The organism is Granulicella aggregans (genome assembly GCF_014203275.1).
Classification (GTDB): Bacteria; Acidobacteriota; Terriglobia; order Terriglobales; family Acidobacteriaceae; genus Edaphobacter.
Genome location: NZ_JACHIP010000004.1, coordinates 375422 through 399651 on the forward strand (window position 1 = coordinate 375422; position 24230 = coordinate 399651).

The following is a 24230-nucleotide window of genomic DNA, read 5'->3' on the forward strand; positions in this document are numbered from 1 at the left end:
CCACTCATCGCATGAAACAAAGGCGCGATGAATGGGGCACAGAGTTTTGGCTCAGTCTAACGAAGCGGCGGTAGCGTCACAGCATTCGCGCCAGCAGCAAGCAGATAGCTCTTCCCAGCCCACTGCAACGTACCGGTAACCCCGGCAGGCAGCGTCACCTTCGCACTAGTCCCTTCCGCACTCACCGTGTACTCGGCAAGAATCTCCCCATGCGGCGAAGGGTAGCTGACACTCAGATGTTTCAGCGATCCCAGAGCCGGAGAGATCACGACCGTCTTGAACTGCGGCGACGCAGGCATGATTCCAGCCACCGTCGTCAGGAGATCGATGTTCGGATGCGCGCTCCAGGCGTGCGAGTCCGAGCGGGTCGGCTCCGGCTGCTCGGCCCATGTGCTCAGGCCGACCGAGAGCATCGTCCGCCAGGGCGCAAGCGTCTCGACGTAGCGGTCGGCCATCCCTGCATGAACAAGCGCCTTCGCCAGGTAGAAGCGGAAGTAGTTCGAGGCGGGTGAGAACTCCTTGGGCAGCGGCTTCTGTCCGGCTGCCAGTTTGAAGCCACTGTCGGTCGCAGAAAAGATGCGCGTGACCACATCTTTTTGCTGGGCCTCAGGAACCACATCGAGCCACACCGCGAGCGCATTCGCCTGCTGACTGAAGTGCTTCAGCTCGGTCGTGTCCGCGATCAATCCTTCGTCCTTCGACCAGAACTTCGCCAGCACCGTGGCGCGAACGTGCTCGGCCTCCACCACATCTTCGCGTGCCAGGGCGGCGTCGCCGAGCGCAGCCTCCATCTCGGCGGCATTGCGTAGCGCCTCCAGATAGAAGAGCGCACCCGAAGCGCTCACGCCATCGAGCATCGGCGAATCGCCGCCGGGGAAGCCGGTCGCCCAATCCACAAACGGCCACCAGTCGCGCAGCGCGGGCAGGCCGTCGGCGTTGCGGCGTTCGCGGAAGTAGCTCAGTTCGCCGCGGATGCCGGGAAGCTGCGCGGCCACGAACTTCGGGTCGTCGCGGAAGTACCAGAAGTCGTGCACCATCCCAATCCACAGCAGCGAGAAGTTCTGAATCACCTGCAGATGCCGCGAGGGATACCGGCTTTGCCCAATGCCTTCGGGCAGCAGCGACGCGTGGAAGGCCTCGATGGCCTGGCGCGCGAGACGGTCGTCGCCCGCGTTGGTGTAGGAGATGAGCGTCTGGATGCGCGTGTCGCCGACGTACTGCAGCCGCTCCCAGTAGGGCGTGTCCATGTAGGCGTCGTGCGCGCAGAGCCGCGCCGTGCGCCAGCCGACGTTCCAGATGTCGGTGAGGCCGGGGTCGTCACTTGCGAACTTCGCCCGCTGCTCGAACGGGAACGCCGTGAACATCAGTGAAAGCGAGTCGAGACGCAGGGGCTGAGCCGTCGTGGTCACGTCGATCTGCATGTATCGCCATGTCCGCCAGTCGAGTGGCGTGAACGCGCGTGCCTCGCCTCCATCGGGCAGAAGTTCGTCCATCATTCCGACGATGTGCTTGCCTGCGATCTCATTGCGATTGCCCTTGTTGCCGGCGTCGTCCATCAGTGCCTCGGCGTAGGTGACGTTCACCTTCGCTCCCTTGCCTCCGGAGACAGTAAGCGTAGGAAACGCGGTTGTCAGCGTCTCGCGATCGAGCAACAGCGTTACGTGGCTGTTCGCAGGAACTTCGGCCGACCCAGATGGAAAACTGGCCGCACCAGCCATCCCGGTACTGCGAACCACCTTTCCCGCTGGAGCCGCAGAGACCTCCATCGCTGGAAGCGTATCCGGCACCAGAAGCCACGAGTTGCTCTCCGAATGAACTCCTCTCGTCACCGCGCCCCCGACTGTGACAGCCGGCTGCCATCCTGCGCTGCTGTCCTCCGAGCTGCTCCACTGCCAGTCGAGGGATGCAGCGTCAAGCTCCTCACCCGGAGAGGCCACGTAGTAGTTGTCGCCAAGCCCCGGCGTCTTCGAGGGGAAGTTGTACCCCGCGTCTACCTTCGCCATCCACGACGAGTTGGTCGCGATGGCCTTCTCCGTAGCCGTATCCGGATCAACTACAAACCCAAGCCGCGAACTCATCTGCCGGATAGGAGCCAGGTCGCCGAGGTTCCATACTGTCGCTGCAATCAGGTTCTTTCCGGGGTGCAGCGCCGGGGCAAGGTCGTAGGTCTCGTACCGCCAATGCTGCACGTCGCCGACTGACGGCCCAAAGCCGATCCGCTTGCCGTTCACCATCAGTAGAAACTGGTTGTCGGCCGAGACATGAACCACGAAGTGCGCGGGGACAGCCGCGAGCGTCAGCTCCTTGCGCAGGCGCAGCACGACCGGGTTATGCCCGGGAGCGCCAGCCGCCGTGATCCATTGGGCGGTAAAGTTGTGCGGGGTAGGCGACGGTGCCTGCCCAGCAGCCACGCCGAATGCGACTCCAACGCCCAGAACACTCCAGATAGCAAACAATTTCATATAAGGCATCGAACAAGCTGTGAGCGGCAATGTCAAGCCTCGCCCGCTGATAAACTTGAACTCGGCATGGTCCTTCCTTTTGTCCGCGATCTGCTTGCGGACCTCGAACACTCAGTCGCCTCTGAACGTGTCCAGCGCCATCTGAGCGCTGGCACCGGGCGAAGGCGTGTCTCGGGGCTGACCGCTACGGCGCGGGCGCTTTACCTGCCGTCCTTCGTGAAGGCGGCGAATGCGCCTTGCGTCATCATCGTTGCGGACAACAAGGCCGCCGAAGCGCTGCACGCCGCCGTGCTCAGCGCCTGCGAACTTACCGGAGCGTTGCCCGCCGAGGCCGTCCTTCGCCTGCCTGCGCATGATGTGTTGCCCTTCGAGAATCTCTCGCCGCATCCCGAGATTCAGGAGCATCGCGCGGCCACGCTCTGGAAAATCGCCAACGCCCCGAAGTCGCAGCCGGCACGGCTCGTCATCGTGCCGCTCGAAGCCGCCTGCATGAAGCTCTTCAAGCGCGAGTACTACAAGGCGCTCGCGCTGCATCTGCGACGCGGCGAAGAGTACATCCCCGAGATGCTCGTTGAGCACCTCATCTCCGTCGGTTACACGAAGGTCGACGTGGTGGAAATGCCCGGGCAGGTCACGCTGCGCGGCGGCATCATCGACGTCTACGGCCCCGAGACCGACCGCCCTATCCGCATCGACTTCTTCGGCGATGAGATCGAGTCGCTGCGCAAGTTCGATCCCGACACGCAGCGTTCGCTCACGCAATCAAGTTCGCAGCTTGAAGAAGTACTTCTTCTGCCGCTTACTGAAACTCCCGTTACCGAGAAGCTCCTTACGGCGATCAACGCGCGCCTCACTCGAGCAGGTTCAGCAGGAGCAGCGATCGAAGGCGGCGAAGAGCCGAACGAACTTCTCACGCACGTAAGCTCTCGTGCAGGTGAAGCCACGATCTTCCCCGGGTGGGAGTTCTTCGCTCCCGTCGCCGGAGCCACCAGCACGCTGCTCGATCTGCTCGCCTCAGGCGATGGCCCCAAGCCACGCGTCTTCATCGAAGAGCCTTCCATGGTGAAGAACCAGGGCGAGCGCTGGTGGAACAAGATCGAGCAGAGGCACGAGCGCTCAGGCATCGGCAATCTCGTCCGGCCCGAAGATATCTATCTTTCGCCGTGGGACCTCGACGACCGCATGCGCGCCTTCAGCGGCTGTGAGCTCGATCAGCTCGGCCTGGTCGATGTGCTCGATGGGGATCGCTCGGACCTCTCAGAAGTCGACTTCAGCACACGGCCCACGCAGCGCTTCCACGGCAGCATTCCCGCGCTCATCGATGCGCTGAATTCGTTGATGAAGCAGGACGCGCGCATCCTGCTTACGGCGCATAATCAGGGCGAGGTCGAACGTCTCGCCGGGCTACTGCAGGAGTACAAGGTCCCGTACCGCCTCGGCTCGCGCAACGATGCGCCGGGCTCATCCACTGTCTACTCCGAATCAAGTTATCTCGGGGGAGATCTGCGTACGCCTGTCATCGTGAAGACGACGATAGCGGCAGGCGTGCAGGTGCTCGACCTCGACAAGGCGACCGCGCGGCAGATAGTCATCTTCGGAGCGCAGGACCTCGTCGATGATGCCGACGTCACGGCTCGACCTGTGCGCCGGAGCAAGTCGAAGACTTCGGCTTTCATCTCAGACTTCCGCGACCTCACCGTTGGCGACTATGTTGTCCACGTCGAGCACGGAATCGCGCAGTACGCTGGCCTGCGCGTAATCGAAGAGCCTGATGCTCCTCCGCTCGAGCTCATGATCCTCGAGTTCGACGATCAGGCAAAGCTTTACGTCCCGCTGACTCGCCTCGACCTGATCCAGAAATACCGTTCGACCGACACCGGCCCCGCGCCGCAGTTGAACAAGCTCGGCACGCAGGCGTGGCAGAAGACCAAGGCGCGCGTCAAAAAGGCGATGGCCGATATGACGGCCGAGCTGCTGATTCTCTATGCGCAGCGTAAGGCCGCACAGGGAACGCCGTTCTCTCCCGACACCAATATGCAGCGCGAGTTCGAAGACGCCTTCGATTTCAACGAGACCGACGACCAGCTCTCCGCCATCTCGGACATCAAAGCCGATATGGAATCGACGCAGCCGATGGACCGCCTGCTCTGCGGCGATGTCGGTTACGGCAAGACTGAAGTGGCTATGCGCGCTGCCTTCAAGGCGGTGCAGGATTCTAAGCAGGTCGCTGTGCTCACGCCGACTACGGTGCTTAGCTTCCAACACTTCGAATCCTTCAAGCGCCGCTTCGCCAACTTCCCTGTCAACATCGAGATGATCTCGCGCTTCCGCACGGCGAAGGAGCAGAAGGAGATTCTTGAGAAGGTCGCCGCGGGTAAGGTCGATATCCTGATCGGCACGCACCGGATCTTCTCGAAAGATCTCAAGTTCCAGGACCTTGGCCTGCTGATCGTCGATGAAGAGCAGCGCTTTGGCGTGAAGCACAAGGAGAAGCTGAAGCAGTTGCGGGCGTCCATCGATGTGCTCGCGATGTCTGCCACGCCGATCCCACGCACGCTGCACATGTCTCTCATAGGGCTGCGCGACATGAGCGTGATTGAAACGCCGCCGAAGGATCGCATGGCCATCCAGACCATCGTCGCGAAGTTCGATGAGAAGCTCGTGCGCACGGCGATCGAGATGGAGATGGAGCGCGGCGGCCAGACTTACTTCGTCCACAACCGCGTCGAGACGATCTACGAACTTGCGGCGAAGATTCGTGAGCTTGTTCCGTCTGCACGTGTCGTGATTGGGCATGGACAGTTGCCGGAGACCGAGCTTGAACGCGTCATGCTCGCCTTCATGAACCACGAGTACGACGTGCTCGTCGCGACCAGCATCATCGAGAACGGCCTCGACATTCCGCTGGCGAACACGATCATCATCAACCGTGCGGATCGCCACGGCTTGAGCGAGCTCTATCAGCTTCGCGGCCGTGTTGGCCGCTCGAATCGGCGTGCCTACAGCTATCTGCTGATCCCGCCGGAAAAGGAGCTCACGGAGATCTCGCGCCGCCGTCTTGCGGCGTTGAAAGAGTTCTCGGATCTCGGCGCCGGATTCAAGATTGCGGCCCTGGATCTGGAGCTTCGCGGTGCTGGCAACATGCTCGGCGGCGAACAGTCTGGGCATATCGAGTCCATTGGCTTCGAGATGTACACCACCATGCTCGAAGAGGCCGTGCGCAAGATGAAGGGCGAGGCCGACAAGCCCGCGCACGAGGGCGTCAGCATCAATCTCGGCATCTCAGTACGTATCGACTCCGGTTACATACCTGAGGAGAACCAGCGGCTGCGCATGTACAAGCGGATTGCCGGTGCAGAAGACTTCGCCGCGCTTGCCGACGTTCGTGCCGAGCTGCAGGATCGCTACGGCACGCCTCCCGATGCAGTGCTGAACCTTCTCGCCGCAGCGGAGATCCGTCTGCACTGCGAGCAGCTTGGCATCGCCCAGCTTGACCGCAAGCGTACCCAGATCGAGACTGGTCCGCCGAAGATCCAGGGCACGGGGCGCAATCAGATCAAGGTCCCGCAAAAGGCATTCGTCGAGATGCTCAACATCAAGTTCGCGGAGAAGCTGGCCGGCGGTGCCCCCGCAACCGCGCCTGGTGTGGCCCCGGCGAAAGATCGCATGGTCGAGCCCGGCGTCCTGATGCGTCTCATCAGCCGCAACGCCAAGCGAGGCGCGCAGTTTACGCCTCAGGGCGTACTGCGCTGGCCGCTTACTTCTGCGAAGGCTGAAGACGTTCTTGCGGAGACCCGGGCTCTGCTCGACTCGCTGGATACGTCGCGATCCGCGGCCTGACCCGGCTTATCCGCGTTCTTCCGGCCAACCCATCAGGAGTGGAACGAACTGCGCTTCGATCGCGGCGGAAAAAAGAAATCCCTGGATGGTGTCGCATCCCATGGAGGTTGCGATCTCTCGTTGCTGCTGAGTCTCTACCCCTTCGGCGACGACACTCATGCCAAGAGCGTGGGCCATCGAAACGATCGCTTCGACAATCGCATCGGCATCACGTTGCACCCCAAGGCGATTGATAAAGTAGCGATCGATCTTAAGCACCGAGATGGGCAGCCGGTGCAGGTGCTGCAGCGAGGAGTACCCCGTGCCAAAGTCATCGACTGCGAAGACGATGCCCGCGCGGGCGAGTTGCTGCATCGGCTCCAGCGCTTCGTTGAAGTTCAGTACGGCGCGCTCGGTGATCTCGAACTCGATACATGCGGGATCCGCCCCACATCCCCGGATCTTGTCCAACGCGGCTTGAGCAAATCCGGCACTCTTCAACTGCAGTGGAGAGACGTTCACCGCGATCGGAACGGTGCTGTCGAAGCAGGACTTCCATGTCCGTAGCTGGCACGACGCCTCTTCGATCACCCACATCCCCAGTTCTTCGATCATGCCCGTCTCTTCTGCCACAGGGATGAAGAGGTCGGGAGAAACGAAGCCTCCATTCTTTCCGGGCAGACGCAGCAGGGCTTCAAACTTGCACACCGTTCCCGTGGGCGAGTACTGCGGCTGATAGTGCAGCCGGAAGCTGCCCGCCTTCAGAGCCTCCTGGATATAGGCCGCAAGCTCCGTCCGCTCCTTCGACTCGAGCGAGAACATGGCGATGCGATGGCCTCCACTTGCGCGGGCCTGGTGCATCGCCGTGTCTGCCGCGTGTTCCAGGCGCTCGAACTCGCGGCTGTCGTCGGGATAGACTGCGATGCCGACGCTGGCGGACAGGATGATGGATTGATCGTCCACCTTCACTGGTTCCGCAAAGATCTTGAGCAGGGCCTCCGCTACGCGGTAGATGTCGAAGTGGTGGTCGAGCTCGGCAAGCACAATTGTGAATCCATGAACTCCCGTGCGGGCGACCGTGTCCATCCCGCGGATCCTGCGATGGAGCCAATAGGTTACTCGTTCCATGCAGGTCTCGCAGGCGGCGTCTCCATGCCGCTCGGCAACCTCGGCAAAGTGGTCGATGTCCATAGACACAACCGCAACCCGGCGACGCCTCCGGTCGGCATGGGCCAGCGCCTCTGCCGCCCGTTGCTTGAGCAGGCCGCGGTCGGTCAGGCCCATCGTCCAGCTACTCCGGGTGGGGAGCATTACAGGAGAACTCTCAAGCAATACATCTGTCGGAGAAGCCACTACCAGGCGCGATAAGCGACCGTTGTAGATCAGGGCGTTGGAGTGAATGCGCACGGGAAAGCTTGTGCCGTCGCTGCGCCGGTGCTTCGCCACCCGGCCTGAATGGCCGTTCTTCTTGGCTTCAACGAATGAGGTCTTTTCCGTGGCGAACAACTGCGGTGGCGTCAGCGCCAGGAACTCCTCGCGCGTATAGCCGTACTGACGCAACGCTCCTTCGCTTACCTCTACGAAGCGCGAAGTCTCGCGGTCGTAGATCCACATGGGCATCTGATTCCCGCGCAGCAGCGAGCTTGCCGTTCTTGTGTCGCCCCCTCGCTGCACTACAGAAGCCGCCATTCTTCTTAGCCCCGGTAAAACTGAGTCCTGGTACTACACAACTCTTATCGTCCGTCGCGTTTAGAACATTCGCTGCGATTCTCTTCCCAACCATAATCCCATAGACTTCCCTAAGAGGACATGCATTCAATGGTGCGATTTTCCATCTTCCTGCTTGGAGCTTCCATGCTTCTCCCTGCACTTCAGAGCAATTCCCAGAGAATCTCCGCCGACGGAGCTCCTCAAACGTTTCAATTCGTCGCCGACCAGTACTTCAGCGAAGTCTTGTTTCACTTCTCGCCCACGGCGGGAACCTCCGCAGGTCTGCATCAATATGATGCACAACTTGAAGACTACTCCGCTGCCAACCTTGCGCGACAGGTAGCCGCCCTCAAGAGTTATGAGGCGAAGATTGCTGCCATCGACCCCGCCGCGCTCGATCTTCCCGTCGCGGCGGACCGCGAGATCCTTCTCAACAGCATCCACTCCTCTCTGCTCGAGCTTGAAGTGATCCGGCCGCTGGAGAAGAATCCCGACACCTACTCTTCGAGCCTCGCAAACTCCGCTTTCGTCCTTATGAGCCGCAATTACGCGCCTCCCAACACCCGGTTGAAGTCCCTGGTCGCACGTGAGCAGCGTATGCCCGAAGCTCTGCTGGAAGCCCGGAAGAACCTCAAGAACCCGCCCCGGATCTTCACGGAGATCGCGCTCGAACAGATCGACGGAATCATCTCCTTCTTCTCCGACGACGTTCCGGCGGCGTTCACGGACGCCACCGACACTGCAACAAAAGTCGCATTCACGAAGTCCAACGTGGCGGTCATCGAAGCCCTCAGGAGTTACGCGGCGTGGATGAAGTCCGACCTTCTCGCGAGGTCTAACGGAGACTACAAGCTGGGCGCGGAGACCTACGCGAAGAAGCTCAGCTACGACGAGATGGTCGACATCCCGCTCGACCGCCTGCTTGAGGTGGGCTATGCCGATATGCATCGGAACCAGGCGGAGTTCGCCCGGATCGCGAAAGAAGTTGATCCGTCGAAGACGCCGCAGCAGGTGCTCGCTGAACTCGCAACCATTCATCCTGCACCGGAGAAGCTGCTGGGCTCCTTTCAGGACACGTTTACTTCGCTGATCACGTTCATTCGTGCGAATCACATCATCACCATCCCCAGCGAGGTCGAACCGACGCTTGAAGAGACCCCTCCGTTCATGCGGGCCACGACCCAGGCTTCGATGGACTCGCCAGGACCTTTCGAGACACACTCGAAGAAGGCGTACTTCAACGTAACCCTGCCGGAGAAGGATTGGACTCCGGAGCACATCGCCGAACACATGGCCGCCTTCAACGTCGGCACCATCGTCAGCACCAGCGTGCACGAGGCTTATCCCGGCCACTACGTCCAGTTCCTCTTTCAGGACAGGTTCCCATCAAAGGTCCGCAAACTCATTGGCGCGAACTCGAACATTGAAGGCTGGGCGCACTATTGCGAGCAAATGATGCTCGACCAGGGCTATGCCGCTGCCCCGGCAGGTGCAACACCGGAGCAGGTTCGGGAAGCGAAGCTCATCCGCCTCGGCCAGCTGCAGGATGCCCTTCTCCGCGATGCCCGCTTTGTCGCTGCGATCAAACTTCATACTGGCCAGGGTGAACCCGGCAACACGCCCTGGACGATCGATCAGGCAGTCGACTTCTTCGTCACCGATGGCTATCAGTCGAAGTCGGTCGGATTAATGGAGACCAAGCGTGGCACCTCGGATGCGACCTATCTTTACTACACGCTGGGTAAGCTCGAGATTATGAAGCTTCGTGAAGACCTGAAGAAGAAGCAGGGAGCAGCGTTTAATCTGCAACAGTTTCACGACAACCTTATGTTGCAGGGACTCGCTCCCATAAAGGTCATCCGCAAAGCGATGCTGCAGGATGATTCGCCGGTGCTGTAGAAGGTGCTTTCTCCGACAAAGGTTTCACACCCGTGTCATCGAGCTTTTGTTAGCATGGAGATAGGTATCGCCCACTCCCCCTAATACAGCAAAGGAACCTGCATCTCATGCCTATGAAGATTCGCAAAGCCGTCTTTCCCGCCGCCGGTATGGGCACGCGCTTTCTGCCCGCAACCAAGGCCACGCCGAAGGAGATGCTCTGCTTGGTCGATAAGCCGCTGATCCAGTACGGCGTGGAAGAGGCTGTGGCTGCGGGCTGCACCGAGATCATCATCGTCACCGGTCGCGGCAAGACGACCATGGAAGACCACTTCGACAAGTCGGCGGAGCTCGAAGCCTCGCTCGCCGCGAAGAATAAGACCGCGCTGCTTGAGATCGCCCGCTCCGTCTCGAAGCTCGCCAAGATCATCTATGTTCGCCAGCCCGAAGCCCTCGGCCTCGGCCATGCTGTTCTTATGGCGAAGGAAGTCGTCGGCAACGAGCCCTTCTGCGTGCTTCTGCCTGATGACATCGTCGATGCAACGGTTCCCTGCATGAAGCAGATGGTCGAAGCCTTCAACGAGACCCAGTCCACCATCCTTGGCTCCGAGGTCGTCGAAGGCGCGGCCATCTCCGCCTACGGCTGTCTCGCCGTCAAGCCGGTCGCGTCGAACCCGCGTCTCCTCGAAGTTACCGACATGGTCGAGAAGCCGAAGGCTGAAGAAGCTCCCTCGCAGAACGCCATCATCGGCCGCTACATCCTGACGCCACGCATCTTCGAGATGATCGAAGGCATCACCCCCGGCGCGGGCGGCGAACTCCAACTGACCGATGCCATAAAGGCCCTGATGCAGCACGAGAAGGTCTACGGCTACAGCTACGAAGGCAAGCGCCACGACGCCGGCGACAAACTCGGCTTCCTCAAGGCCACGGTCGAGTTCGGCCTGAAGCACCCGCAGCTCGGTGCAGGCTTCCGCGAGTTCCTTAAGAGCTTTCCGGTGTAAGGCTTGCTCTGAGAAACCAGCTATCTTTGCCACACCGAACCACGACATGTCCTCGCCCTCAAGCGAGGACATGTCGTTTTGCCGCTAAGCCAATGCGAACAAGTATTGAGCGTGATGACGTCGTGACCCATCGCCGGAGCCTTTACTTCTTGAGCAGGCCAAGACGCTGAAGGCTCTCCGCTGTCGCGATGATGGCCTCCTCGTTGGAACGTGGTGTCCAACCAAGGATGCTGCGTGCCTTTTCGTTGGAGATGTTCTTCTGCTTTCCGACCTCGGGAGCGATCATCTTCATATCCGAGACGAAGTGCGCTAGAAAGCGCACGATCCAGTCGGGCATCTCGCCGGTAGGAACACGGCGACCGGCGACGCCCATGTGCTCTTTCAGGATCCTGGCCACCTGGATCAGGGACAGGGCGCCCCCGGCCAGGGCCAGAAAGCGTTCTCCCTTCGCGGCCGGGTGAGTCATCGCGCGAAGATGGATGTCTGCTACGTCGCGGACATCGACCACGCCGAAAGAGAGGCGCGGGCAGGCAGGGACCGCTCCGTCGAGCAGGCGTTTCACAATGAGGATGGACGGCGCGTAGTCGGCACCCAGAACAGGTCCGAAGATGCCTACAGGGTTGACGACAGTCAGCTCGAGCGCGCCGCCTTCGCGAGCGATGAACTCCCATGCGGCACGTTCGGCGATGGTCTTGGATTTGGGATAGGCTGCGACGCCGGAGCCCGTCAGGTCGGTCCAGTCAGCTTCCGTGAAAATAGCAGTTCGCGGCTTGTGGCCGTAACCGACCGCGGCGAAGGATGACGTCATCACGACTCGCTCGACGCCCGAGTCGCGGGCCGCACGCAGGACGCGGAGGGCTCCTTCGCGGGCCGGAATGATGAGTTCGTCCTCATGCTTTGGGGCACGTGGCGGGAACGGTGAGGCCACATGAAGCACGTAGCGGCAACCGGCTGCAGCCTCTGCCCATCCCTTGTCCGCGCCGAGATCAGTGGCGGCAAAGGTAAGCGCCTCCAGCCTTGGTGCGCCTACGGCTTTGAGCATGGAGCGCACATCGGGTTCGCGCGTGAGCGAGCGAACGGTCGTGCGCACCTTGTATCCGGCGCGAAGGAGTTGGTCGATGCAATGGGTGGCTACGAAGCCAGAGCCGCCGGTAACGAGGACGAGGTCTTCACTCATAAAGTCGAGTGTACATGATAGACCGAACGTTCATTCTATTATTTTGCCTTCACCGTCTCCCACATATTGTCAGCGATCTCGCGTAAGAGCGCGTCGGGCAGCTTGCGCGGCAGCCCGGCGAGGCGCACGATGAGATTCAGCGTGAGTTCGTTGAGAACTTCGGCGGGCCACTCGTTGAGGACGCCGCCCTTGGACCGGCTCGAGAAGCGGTGAAAGAAGGCAGCTGCGCGCTCGTCTTTCTCCAAGGGTTCGGGGGAGCAGGCAAAGCCGGCGTGTTTGTACTGCTCGTAGAAACGCATCTCCCGTTTATGTTTGCGATAGAAGCTATAGGTGTTAAGGCAACCCTGAATGAAGGTATCGCGCGGATCCTGTTCGAGGGAGAAACCTTCAAGGATGCTCGCTCGTTTGAGGGCGCTAATGCTCTCGTAGAGGGCCTGGATGATCGCTTCTTTACTCGGAAAATAATGGTAGATGACTCCCGCGCTCGCGCCCGAGCGCTGCGCGACGAGCGACATAGGCGCGTCGTGGAAGCCGCGCTCAACGACGATGTCGAGCATGGCATCGAGGATAGCGTCGCGCTTGGACGGCTTAGTTTTGGCTGCCATGATCTGATTGTTCCACGTCTGGATTCTGAACGCCTGCTGGTCCTGACAACACCAGGTTGCAGACTCTCTTAGGGAGGCCCTTTCTCAGGTTCATCACAAGCATGTGTCAGATATTGTGTGGTCAAAATTTGAGAACCCGGATTACAGAGACTAGTGCTTAACGCTCTCCTTCAGGAATCCGATATCGAGCCGGCCTCATCCAATCCCGGACATGGCAAACCACACCCCGAACCTTCTCGACCCCATCCAGCTAGGCGACCTTCACCTCCCCAACCGAGTCATCATGGCTCCGCTGACCCGGCTCCGCGGCACTGCGGATCACGTCGCAACGCCCATCATCGCGGAGTATTATGCGCAGCGCGCCTCGGCAGGGCTGATCATCTCTGAGGGCACGCCAGTCGATCCACTCGGCGTCGGTTACGCGCAGGTTCCTGGTATCTGGTCCAAGGACCAGGTTGAGGCGTGGAAGCCCATCACGAAGGCTGTGCGTCACGCTGGCGGCCGCATCTTCGCGCAGATTTGGCATGTGGGCCGTATCTCCGATCCCGTCTTCCTCAGCGGTCAGACGCCCGTTGCGCCTTCGGCCATCGCCGCTGCCGGTCACGTCTCGCACCTGCGCCCGGAGCGGCCCTTCGTCACACCGCGCGCGCTCACTCTTGAAGAAGTGAAGGGCGTTGTCGAAGCCTTCCGCCGCGGAGCCGAGAACGCCCAGGCCGCAGGTTTCGACGGCGTCGAGATTCACGGCGCGAACGGCTACCTCCTCGACCAATTTCTCCAGGACGGGACCAACCATCGTACCGACGAGTACGGCGGTCCGATCGAAAACCGCGCCCGCTTGCACCTTGAAGTCACCGACGCTGCAATCTCCGTCTTTGGCGCGGGCCGCGTGGGTATGCACCTGGCTCCGCGCAGCGGCGTCCATGGCATCTCGGATTCCAACCTGCCCGCGACCTTCGGCTACCTCGCAACCGAGCTTGGCAAGAAGAAGATCGCCTTCATCGCCGCCCGCGAAGCTGTCGGGCCTGACTCGCTTGGACCTACTTTGAAGCAACAGTTTGGCGGTGTCTACGTTGCGAACGAAGCGCTCGACCAGAAGAGCGGCCAGCACCTTCTCGACGAGGGCAAGGCCGATGCCGTCGCCTATGGCAAGCTCTTCATCGCCAACCCTGATCTTCCGATCCGCTTCGCAAAGGGTGCGCCGCTCAATGTCCCGGACGTAAAGACCTTCTACTCGCACGGTTCGGAAGGTTACACGGACTATCCATCGCTGCAGCCTGAGACGGTCGGAGTATAGCTAGCGCCCTTCGCGCAACCGCGCAGCAAGTCTCTCCGGCAGGCCAGCCATCAGGATCCTTCCCTGCGACGAAGTAAGGTCGTAGGGGACGCGGTGATAGGTGACCTCAAACGAATCAGAGTCGTAGATCGCGAAGGCGGCGCGCCAGTCGAAGTCGCGTGGCTGCCCGACGGATCCGGGATTGATCAGATGACGCGAGTCGGAAGTCAATTTGACCGTCCAGGATTCAGCGTCCTTGCGCGAACGGTACGCTGGCCGGATCTCTCGCCACTCTGTTCCGCTGCTCGAAAATCCGCCCTGCACATGCGTATGTCCAAAGAAGGTCACATCGCTGATCATCTGCTGCAGCGGTGCCCAAGCGTCGCGCATGCTCAGGATGTACTGGTCTTCGTTGAGCGGCGAGCCATGGACGCAGCTCACGTTGAGATCAACCTCTTCCGCAGCCTCGTCCGGGTCTGAATTGGAAGCGTAGTGTGGAAGGATCGGTCCCTGCGGCAGTGCCTTCAGCCACTCCAGGTTTTCCGGCGTAAGCTCGCTCTGGGTCCACATCGCCGCAGCCCGTGCCACTGGATTAAACCCCAGCGCCGACGCCAGCCCGCAGCAGACTCGGTCATGATTGCCGCGCACCACGAGATGCGACAACGGACGCACCTTATCGATGACCTGGTTCGGGCTGCCGCCGTATCCCACCACATCGCCCAGGTTCCAGAGCTGGTCCGTCACTCCCGCTGCGTCGAGGACGGCGGTCAGGGCTTCGAGATTTCCGTGGATATCGGAGAGGACGAGTGCGCGCATAGACAAGCTCATGCCGGGGAGAGCACGAAGTCTCTAGCTTATAGGGATTTCGCGTGCGGGGAAAGCAAGCGCTCCTCTGAAAGAAGAGCGGCACCCATGGTCAAGCCCACAAAGATCGGGTTCCCCATCCATCGCAGCTGTATCGCGATGGGTGGGACGTAAAACGTCACCCTGCGAAGGGTCAGCCCACCACCATAGGCTTCTAGCCTAGGCTGCGTGCTCTTCGAACTGCCCCAGCTCTGCTCCAGAACGCAGGCAGAGCCGATCGAACTCGCAGCGCACCTTGTTCAACCCATACACGCATAGCTCGAAGTTCTCCGCCAGGCGCGCAAACAGCTCGGCTTCCGCGGCGTACTCGAAGACGTTGAACTGGCTCACGATGTAGTAGCTGCTCCGGCCAGCCTGAACCATCTCCTGGTAGAGTTCGCCTTCGTGGCGATCCTGCGAGCGGAAGATCTCTGGATACATGCCTGCGTGGAAGAGCGAGTAGTCGCCGATGTGCTTGCGCATACTGCGTTCGGCGATGAACGAAGGAGCCGTTCCGTAAACGGGATCGCTGGCCTCGAGCATCCTCGATACTTCTTCGATGGGAGTGCCTGCCTCATCGCGCATACGGTAGAGGCGGTCCAGGTCGGCGAAGTCCGAGAGCACATCAGCGATGTAGGAGGTCAACTCGGCGTCGTGCAGACCGGTGTAGCGAGAGTAGCAATCGGCGACAATCTTGTGGAATAGCTGACGCAGGGACTGGGTTTCGCTGAACATAGGCACCTCTTCCCTTCGAGTTCGCCATCACAGGATCGAGCGTCAGGAGTGGCAGTTTCACTCGCCAGGATGCCTACCCATCATCGGCACTTCGTTTCGAGTTCATCAGGCGCACTCCACCTCTGTGCTACATGCACTGACCCCAACAAAAGAAACGGAGCGAGGGGAATATTCCCCTCGCTCCGTTCTGTTCTGGTGCCGGTTGTTGAAGAAGTGCTGCCTAGAAGGTCAGGCGGCCACCAAGCTGGACCAGGCGAGGAAAGCCGAGCGTGCCGGTGATCTTGCCGGCGTTGGTCGTGCCGGAGTCGACAGCCAGGCTGGGGCCGTTGAACTCGGGCGTGTTGAAGGCGTTGAGGGCCTCGGCGCGGAACTCGGCATGGACGCGCTCGGTGAGCGTGAAGTCCTTGTTCAGCGACAGGTCGGTATTGACGTATCCCGGACCGTAGCAGTTGCTGGCGCGGGGCTGGTTGCCGTATTGGAACGCGGGTGTAGTGGTAAAGGCCGCAGGGTTGAAGTAGGACTTATTGCCCGCGCCGCCGAGCCGGGTCTCAGGCGAGCCGCTGTAGCAGGGATTGACTCCCGGCACGATCGTCGGCCGCTGCGTGCTGTTGCCGAAAGAGGAGTTGCTATTGGTGCTTTGCGTAAGAGCCAGCGGACCGCCGTTCTGCATGATCATGATGTCGTTGAACTTCCATCCGCCGACAGCGAGATCCAGCCAGCGGTTCGCTCCGCCAAGGAACTGCTTGTTGTGCCCGAAGGGAAGCTCGTACGTGCCGGCGACCGTGAAGCGGTTGGGAATATCGTTGGTGGCCCGAGCGTACTCCTTCGAGATGTCGTAGATGTCCTGTGGGCCGTTGTTGCCGGGGTTGAGCGTGTTCGAAGAGCCATAGGCTCCCCAGATGTTGTCCCAGTTCGACGACCAGGTGTATCCGACGAGTACGGTCAGCCCATGGCTCATCTGCTTCTGCACCTTCACGTCGAGAGCGTTGTAGTCCGAGCGCCCTATGCTGAGCGAGTCCGTGATGCCTTGGTATTGAGGGAAGGGAAGCAGCGTCTGGTAGGTGTTGACTGTTCCCGCGCCAAAATTGCCGAGTCCGGCGTACTTGTTGGCCACTTTGGTGGTAAGTCCCGAACCGAGAGCGTATTGGCCGTCTGGGAGCTGGTTAATGTTCTCGCTGTTCGGAAGATTGCGGCCGTGGCCTCCAACATAGCCGACCTTGACTGCGATGTTGAAGGGAAGCTCGCGCTCAACGTCGAACGAATAGCTCTCGTACAGCGGAGCCCGGCGGGACTGGTCGATCACGGTCAGCGTGGTTCCAATGTTCTGGCTCAGACCATTGGTGTTGCCTGTAGCCTGAGTCTTGAGGTTCGGAAACGGATTGCTGAGGCTCACCGTGGGCACACCGCTCTGCGAAGGGATGCTGTTTGTAAGAACGTAGCCCGGAGCGAGGGCCGCAGATCCTGCATACACCAGCGGAGCATAGAAGATGCCCGCGCCGCCGCGGATGATGGTCTTATCGTTGTAGCCATAGGCAAAGCCAAAGCGCGGCGAGTACTTGCTGCCCATCTTGCCGGTGCTGGTCGCGTATCCGTTCTGTCCCGCAAACTCGACACCGCCGGTCGCGCTTACGCCCGAGCCGAAGGCGCTGTAAGTTGCAGTCCGGTCGAAGCCGACTGCGTAGTGGTTGCTGCGCTCATGAACGCCAGGCTCATACTCGTAGCGGAAGCCCAAGTTCAGCGTCAGCTTCGGTGTGATGCGCCAGTCGTCCTGGAGGTAAGTTGCCTGGTAGGCCGTAGTGATAGCGAGCGGTGCCGGGATGACCAGCGAACCGGAGGTTGGGTAGCCGAGTAACATATCCGCCGCCGTCGCTCCCTGGCCGCTAGGCGCTTTGGTGGTTCCGGGAACCGGGGCGGTGGCGGCCGTTAGAGTGCTGTCGAAGGCGAAGGTGCCATCGGTGGTCGAGAGCGATTTGAAGCTCAGAGAAATAGCCCGGTAGACGTAGCCCGTCTTCAGGCTGTGTTTGCCGAAGCTCTTCGACAAGCCAACAACCGTATTGCGTGAGAAGTAGACAGCAGGACCCGAGTTGGAGGTGCCTTCATTGGCAAGACCCGAATCGGCCGTGATGGCCGGGAAGCCCGACTTCGCCAGCGCCGAGACGTAGTTAGACGGGAAGCCCAGCGTTGACTGATCAAATCCTTTGCTGATGTCCTGCGTGTCGTTCGGGAAGCGGTTGAATCCGAATCCGACCGTCAACAGTGTCGTCGGGTTCAAGGTGATAGTGTTCTGGATGCCGATAGCATCTACTTTGCGGTAGAGCAGGTAGGAGCTCGAGCTTCCAGCCTGCGTGGTCAGCGCGTTGCCGCCGGGTTCCTTCGATCCATAGTGGAGGTAGTAAAAGTCAGCCAGCCAGCGCTCGCCGAACTGGTGGGTCAGCTTGCCGTTGAACTCATCAGCACGATCGCCCAGCGTGTCGCCGCCGTTGAAGTTCGTGGCCGTGTAGGTGTTCAGGGCGGTGTTTGACTTGGGGTACGCGTTCAGGAGAGCCTGTCCGACCGCGTTGATACGGTTCGCCGGGATGATATTTCCGGCGAAGGTGGTGCGGGCGGCGGCGGGCGAGAGCGGGTCATAGATGCAACGGGCGTCTACGCCGTTCGTGCCGGTACCGCAGGCTCCGGTTGCAGGATCGACGACGCCGTTACCTATCTCCGAGAAGTCGCCGGCCAGTTCCTTGGCCGTTGGCACAGCGAAGGCATTCGCAGCAGTCAGAGGCGAACGCTGCCGGTAGCCTTCCTCTGCGATCCAGAAGAACGTTTTGTTTCGGCCACCCAGCTTCTGCGGCAGCGGAATCGGGCCTCCGATGGCCCCCACGTAGGAGTAGAACTCCGCCGCTCCGCGTGGAGTCGTCGGCTGCGTGATGCCCGTCTTTGGATCCTTGTACGGCGTGCGGTTGTTGAAGTACAGGTTCGCGCCCCAGTTGGTCTGGCGGGTCTCGCCCTGCAGCACGCCGTGCAGCGTGCTGGAGCCGGAGTGCAGCGTCGTGTTGAACATGCCGCCCGAGGTACGACCGATCTCGCCGTCGTAGGTGTTGGCCTGGAGCTTCACCTCTTCCACCGCTTCGATGGACGGAATGATCACCGCGCGGTTCGAGAAGTCCGTGATCGGAACGCCGTCGATCGAATAATTGTTCGAGCTCAACGGAGCTCCCGCAACCGAGATGGTCGAAGATCCGCTCTGGTCCTGGAAGCGGACAAACCGGGGGTCGCCGACCGGGGTCACGTTGTTATCGAGCTTCGAGAAGAGGAAGGGATTGCGGCCCGGATTGGGCAGGTTCTGGAGCTTCTGCGAGTCGATCAACTGCCCGTTGTACGACGTCCCGTTGTTGATCAGAGGTTCCGAGGCGCTCACCTCGACCGTCTGCCCCTCCGAACCGATCGTCAGCGTCAGGTCGAGCGGAATCGTGTTGCCCGAGTCGACGATGATCCCCTTACGTTCAAGCTTCTGGAAGCCCGACATCTCCACTGTGACCGAGTAGCTGCCTGGATCGACGGCGCTGAACGTGTACTCGCCCGCCCCGTTCGATACCGTCGAACGCGCAATGGACGTAGTTGTCGAGGTCAGTGTAACCTGCGACTTCGGCAGCACTGCGCCCTGCGCGTCGGTGATGATGCCGCGGATCGCGCCATAGTTGGACTGCGCCCAGAGGCTGGGAGCCGCAATCAGAAGCGCGATCAGAATCGTTAAAAGGTGACGTGGATCTTGGCGTCGATTTGGGCATTGATTTTTCAGGGTCAGAGCCATGGAAATGTCCTCCAGAAGGGGCAAAACAAGCTGTGATTTCAGTCATGAGGAGGCGAAAGCCTCTCGCGGTGAGACTTGGGTGTGGGAAAGTTCAGATGTGCTGGAGCGAGGTCGACTTCATGGTCGACTGTGCCAGAGATGGCATCCTTGCCTTCGGGCCAAAAGCCGTCTGGTAGGAGCATCGAGGGAAATGCGACAGCGGGGCCTGCGAACCACAGGTCAAACAGCTTTGGGTTGATCTTCCGTGGCTTCCGTTAGAAAAGTGGAAGCCGCTTCAAAGAAGCGCGATGGGAGACAACTGCATTTCCGGATTTACTTGGATAAGAAAAAACTAGTCCAACATGAACGCCGTGTCAATGAACTCTTCTTCCGAAGAGAATAGCTGCCGCTTTCAAGAGCTCGCGGCGAGCGGTTTCCCACGGTCGGTTGTCATGGTCGGAGCAGCGGAGAGCAGCCTCTGCGAATATGGTTGCTTCGGCTCCCTGAAGAGGTCGCTTGCCTCGGCCTGCTCAACGATATGTCCATGCTGCATCACGGCGACCCGGTCCGCCACTTGGCTGACCACAGCGAGATCGTGCGAGATGAACAGCATAGCCAGCTTGTACTCGTCGGTGAGGCGGCGCAGCAACGCAAGTATCTGCGCCTGCACCGTCACATCGAGCGCCGTCGTCGGCTCGTCCGCAATCAGCAGCCTTGGCCGGTTCACAATGGCCATGGCGATAAGAATCCTCTGCCGCTGGCCTCCGGAGAACTGGTGCGGATAGTCGCGCACGCGCCGTTCCACATCGGGAATCCCAACCTCCCGCATGGACTCGATCACGCGATCCCGCACCGCAGAACGCCCCAGTTCGGGATGATGCGCACGGATCGCTTCGGCGATCTGCTCGCCCACCCGCATCGCCGGGTTGAGCGCGGTCATAGGCTCCTGGAAGATCATCGCGATCTCCTTGCCGCGATAGCGCCTCATCTCCTCGTTGCTCAGCGTCAGCAGGTCGCGGCCACGGAAGGCGATCCGGCCTGTCATGCCTGCGGCGGGCGGCAAGAGCCGCAGAAGCGCCAGCGAGGTCGCCGATTTTCCCGATCCCGACTCGCCCACCAGCCCCAGCGTCTCACCCTCATTGATCGAGAATGAGATATTGGAGACTGCCTTGCGGCCTGCGCCTGCAAACTCGATGGAAAGGTCGTCGACGGTAAGGATCGCTTCGGGCACTGGGCTGAATGGTAGCAAAATCCGGCTGCCGAATTCTGCCGCAGGTCCGCGAGACTGCTGCGTGGCAATTGCGTCTAACTACTCTGGGGAGTCTATGCGGCAGAAGTTCATACTCGCGATTGCCTTACTTCCGGCCGTTGGCCTGCGTGGCCATCTGCATGGCCAGATGCACAAGGTGGCGAAGCCGGAAGACGTCGTGCGCGCCGTCGGTGTCTACGAGTGGATCGGCGACCGGACCAAGCCCACCGCAACCCGATTGATCCCCGTGAGTCTCTATATCGACGACGAGTTCCAGGATGCCGGCGTCTACCTTTCGCGTCCCGTTCCGTTCGCGCTCGACATCGGCACTATCTACGAGGTCGATAAGTCGGGCGTTCCCGGCGGCAACCTTGAACTGATCTCCGCCCGCCGTTTGAAGCCGGTCGGCGATACAGACAGGTTCGACGATGGCTGGGTGGGATATGGGAAGTTTGCCGTGCCGAAGGTGAAGAAGGGGGCTGCTCTGAAGCCGTCAACGGCCACCGCGACGATCACCAGCGATAAAGCGGACAAAGATTCCGACCGGCCAACCTTCGCCCGTCGCGTCGACCATACCGAGGCCGGATCTAAGTCCTCCGCAACTCCCACGGCTGGTTCGCCTGTTGGTGGTTCGCCCGCGCCGCCAGATGATCCCGACCGGCCGCATCTCTCCAAGAAGCCAGATGCGACTTCGCCGGCGGCCACTGACGACAAGTCCGCGCCAACCGACACTACCGCCGACAAGACGCCTCCACCTCCGGTGACATCGGGAAACCCTTCGCCTGATGCCGACCGTCCGACGCTACGCAAGCGCTCGCCGGAAGAGGCGAAGAAGGCGCGCAAGGAGGCGGACCAATCGAGCGCACGAGGCCTTGCCACCTCGTTGAACGACGATCCCGACCGCCCGACTCTGCGCCGGGGACGCGGTCAGCAGGAGTTGGTCGAAGGCGACCTTCCCTTGATCAAGGGCGTCCCACTGGGCCTTAACCAGGCGGTTGCCGTCTCGGACGCCAGCAATCGTCCTGTGCATGACTTCTCCCGCCCGTGGGAGGACGATGCAGAGCGCACCACGGTCCTCGGAAAGATGCAGGCACTCGCTCAGGCGCAGCTTACTGCTTATGCCGCCACCAATGCGCCGGCTGCCAAGCCTGCGACGCCGCCTGCAAAAACTGCAGCGAAAAAGCCCATCAGCAAGCTCCGCCATGCCAAAGTGCCGGAAAGCGTCACCCCCACAACACCCCTTCTTGACGAGCAGCTCAACGGCTATACACTCAGCTATGGTGGCGCCGCCACGTATGTCTACACGGCCCACACCGATGGTGAGGGCGAAACGCTCCGCTACGTCACCATCGTGGCCCAGCGCGATACCTTCGGTGAGCTGAAGCCCGCCATCCAGAGCGTCACCGACGCCGCCCACCTCGACCGTACGCCATGGATGAGGATCGTCGATGCCGTCGACGCCGACGCATCCAACCGCGCCAGCCTGCTCTTTGAGCTACGCGGTCAGAGCGCCCGGCAGTTCGCTCTCTACCGTGTGATCGCAACACGCCCCGAGCAGATATTCCTCACCGGCACCACGCAATAGCAAAACCAAGACGTCATCTCGACCGAAGCATCGCAGCTTTATCGCGATGCGCAGTGGAGAGACCCCCGCATTTCGCCTTCGCCTTATACAAAGCTGCCACGCAGCACTAAACCGCCGTAGCCTGCTCCTCAAGCGTCAACGAGACCTCTTCCCACTCCGCCAGCAGCTTCGTGCGCTGCTCCCGCAGCGACTCAAGCTCCTTCGCGTTCTTCGAAGCGTCCTCCGCGGTCGTATACGCCCCTAGCTTCTCTTCCGCTGCAGCAATCGCATCATCCAGCCGAGGCATCTCCAGCTCCGCAAACGCAAGTCGGTCCTCAAGCTGCTTCAACTTGATCGGATTCAACCGCTTCACTGCGGAAGCCGCCGGTGCAGGTGCAACAACAGGCGCAGGCGTACTTGTAACTGCAGCAGGAGCTTGAAATGAATTTGTAATGGCTACGGTTACTTTCTCCGGGCCGCCCTGTTTTCGCCACAGGTAATCCTCGTAATTGCCCGGATAAATATGCACGCGACGATCTTCTACCTCGAAGACCCGCGTTGCCAGCCCGTCGATAAAGTACCTATCGTGCGAGACAAACAGTACCGTGCCCGAGAAGTTGCGAATCGCATCCAGCAGCACGTCCTTCGCGCGAAGATCGAGATGGTTCGTCGGCTCGTCGAGCAGTAACATGTTCGCCGGAGAGACCAGCATCTTCGCCATCGCATAACGGTTGCGCTCTCCGCCTGAGAGCACGCCGAGCTTCTTGAACACATCGTCGCCCGAGAACATGAAGCAGCCCAGCAGGCTGCGTAGCTCGGTCTGCGGAACCTTGGGAGCAATGCCGCTGATGTCGTCCAGCATCTGCGCGTTGTGGTCGAGCACCTTGTACTGGTCCTGCGCGAAGTAGTCCGCGAGCACGTTGTGCCCCATCTTGACCTCGCCGGAGGTCGGTCCCTCAAGCAGCGCGAGCATGCGAATCAAGGTCGATTTACCCGCGCCGTTCGCGCCTACGAGCGCAATGCGATCGCCGCGATCAATCTGGAAGCTCACGTCTTCAAGGATCGTCTTATCGCTGCCGTCAGGCCGCGGATAAACCTTCGTCAGGTGGTTCACCTCAATGACCGTGCGCCCAGATGCAGGCGGCTGCGGAATGGTGAAGTGAATTGTCGCTTCGTCTTCCGGGATCTCGATGCGTTCGATCTTTTCGAGCTCCTTGATGCGCGATTGCACCTGCTTCGCCTTAGTCGCCTGTGCGCGGAAGCGATTGATGAACGCCTCCAGTGCTTCGATGCGGTCGCGCTGGTTCTTATACGCATTCAGCAGCTGCGTTTTGCGCTCTTCCTTCTGCGTGACGTACTTCTCGTAGTTGCCGTGATAGGTCTGCATCCGCTTGTTCCAGATCTCGACCGTCTTGTTCACGGTCACGTCCAGGAAGTAGCGATCATGCGAGATCAGGATGAAGGCGTTCTCGTACCCATGTAGATAGTCCTCGAGCCAGTTGCGCGACTCGATATCCAGATGGTTCGTCGGCTCGTCGAGCAGCAGCAGGGAAGGCTTCTGCAATAGCAGCTTGGCCAGAGCAATGCGCATCTGCCAGCCGCCGGAGAACTCCTCCGTCTTGCGCTCCCAGTCTTCCTTCGAAAAGCCCAGCCCGCCCAGCACCGCGCCTACCTGCGAGTCCAGTGTGTAGATGTCGTGGACATGCAACTGGTCGGCGATGTCCGAATAGCGCTCCGCCGCCGCAAGGTACTCCTTCGATTTCGGGTCTTTGTCGGAAAGGATATGCGTCAGCTCGATCGATTCGGCTTCGAGCGCATACAAATGGTCGAAGACCGAGTGGCACTCCTCGAAGACCGTCTTGCCGCGCATGGCCAGGCCATCCTGCGGCAGGTAGCCGAGCGTCATGCCTTTGACACGCGTCAGCGTTCCGTAGTCGAGCGATTCGACCCCAGCGATAATCTTGAGCAAGGTAGACTTGCCAGTGCCGTTGCCACCGACCAGGCCGGTGCGTTCGTCAGGAGTGATCAGCCAGTTCGCGTCTTCAAAGAGCAGCTTCTGGCCAAAACGTTTGCCAGCTTGTGAGAGTTGGAGCATTTCTTCTATTTTCGCATCCGATAGACGTGCATCCTAAT

General features: G+C 60.6%; 14 protein-coding genes. 5 read left to right on the plus strand and 9 right to left on the minus strand.

The genetic code is table 11. The features are described 5' to 3' along the window. Positions 1–56: 56 nt before the first annotated feature. Positions 57–2462: an alpha-L-rhamnosidase C-terminal domain-containing protein gene (locus tag HDF16_RS15345; protein WP_184218111.1), complete on the minus strand. Its 2406-nt coding sequence runs from the start codon at positions 2460–2462 to the stop codon at positions 57–59. A 66-nt stretch (positions 2463–2528) separates the two neighbouring features. Between HDF16_RS15345 and mfd the strand changes: the two genes are divergently transcribed. Beyond that, the gene (gene mfd, locus HDF16_RS15350; protein WP_184218113.1) at positions 2529–6302 is read left to right on the plus strand and encodes a transcription-repair coupling factor; all 3774 of its coding nucleotides are present in this window, start codon (positions 2529–2531) and stop codon (positions 6300–6302) included. Between the two features lie 6 nt (positions 6303–6308). Here the strand turns inward: mfd and HDF16_RS15355 are convergent, their stop codons facing one another. After that, complete coding sequence (locus HDF16_RS15355) at positions 6309–7970, minus strand: sensor domain-containing protein (protein WP_184218115.1); 1662 nt, start codon at positions 7968–7970, stop codon at positions 6309–6311. 129 nt (positions 7971–8099) lie between these two features. Between HDF16_RS15355 and HDF16_RS15360 the strand changes: the two genes are divergently transcribed. Next, on the plus strand, positions 8100–9890 hold the full coding sequence (locus tag HDF16_RS15360; protein ID WP_348641327.1) for a DUF885 domain-containing protein: 1791 nt from the start codon (positions 8100–8102) through the stop codon (positions 9888–9890). A 107-nt stretch (positions 9891–9997) separates the two neighbouring features. Further along, positions 9998–10873 (plus strand): UTP--glucose-1-phosphate uridylyltransferase GalU, encoded by an 876-nt coding sequence (gene galU / locus HDF16_RS15365; RefSeq protein WP_184218119.1) that lies wholly within the window; start codon positions 9998–10000, stop codon positions 10871–10873. Positions 10874–11015: 142 nt separating this feature from the next. Here galU and HDF16_RS15370 read toward each other — a convergent pair whose 3' ends face one another. Further along, positions 11016–12050 carry an SDR family oxidoreductase gene (locus HDF16_RS15370; RefSeq protein WP_184218121.1) on the minus strand — a complete coding sequence of 345 codons (1035 nt, stop codon included), beginning with the start codon at positions 12048–12050 and terminating at the stop codon, positions 11016–11018. A gap of 38 nt (positions 12051–12088) precedes the next feature. Further along, complete coding sequence (locus HDF16_RS15375; RefSeq protein ID WP_184218122.1) at positions 12089–12655, minus strand: TetR/AcrR family transcriptional regulator; 567 nt, start codon at positions 12653–12655, stop codon at positions 12089–12091. A gap of 211 nt (positions 12656–12866) precedes the next feature. Between HDF16_RS15375 and HDF16_RS15380 the strand changes: the two genes are divergently transcribed. Further along, positions 12867–13949 carry an alkene reductase gene (locus HDF16_RS15380; RefSeq protein ID WP_184218124.1) on the plus strand — a complete coding sequence of 361 codons (1083 nt, stop codon included), beginning with the start codon at positions 12867–12869 and terminating at the stop codon, positions 13947–13949. Here the strand turns inward: HDF16_RS15380 and HDF16_RS15385 are convergent, their stop codons facing one another. The 4 genes from HDF16_RS15385 to HDF16_RS15400 form a co-directional block, all read right to left on the minus strand. Further along, positions 13950–14744, minus strand: coding sequence for a metallophosphoesterase family protein (locus tag HDF16_RS15385; protein WP_184218126.1), 795 nt, complete (start codon positions 14742–14744; stop codon positions 13950–13952). A gap of 207 nt (positions 14745–14951) precedes the next feature. Then, a complete protein-coding gene (locus HDF16_RS15390; RefSeq protein WP_184218128.1) occupies positions 14952–15506 on the minus strand; it encodes a hypothetical protein in 555 nt (184 codons plus the stop codon). Positions 15507–15726: 220 nt separating this feature from the next. Then, a complete protein-coding gene (locus HDF16_RS15395) occupies positions 15727–19305 on the minus strand; it encodes a TonB-dependent receptor (RefSeq protein WP_184218130.1) in 3579 nt (1192 codons plus the stop codon). 391 nt (positions 19306–19696) lie between these two features. Continuing rightward, a complete protein-coding gene (locus tag HDF16_RS15400; RefSeq protein WP_348641328.1) occupies positions 19697–20515 on the minus strand; it encodes an ABC transporter ATP-binding protein in 819 nt (272 codons plus the stop codon). A 94-nt stretch (positions 20516–20609) separates the two neighbouring features. Between HDF16_RS15400 and HDF16_RS15405 the strand changes: the two genes are divergently transcribed. Then, positions 20610–22118 (plus strand): hypothetical protein, encoded by a 1509-nt coding sequence (locus HDF16_RS15405; RefSeq protein ID WP_184218134.1) that lies wholly within the window; start codon positions 20610–20612, stop codon positions 22116–22118. Positions 22119–22224: 106 nt separating this feature from the next. Here the strand turns inward: HDF16_RS15405 and HDF16_RS15410 are convergent, their stop codons facing one another. Beyond that, positions 22225–24192, minus strand: coding sequence for an ABC-F family ATP-binding cassette domain-containing protein (locus HDF16_RS15410; protein ID WP_184218136.1), 1968 nt, complete (start codon positions 24190–24192; stop codon positions 22225–22227). Positions 24193–24230: the final 38 nt, after the last annotated feature.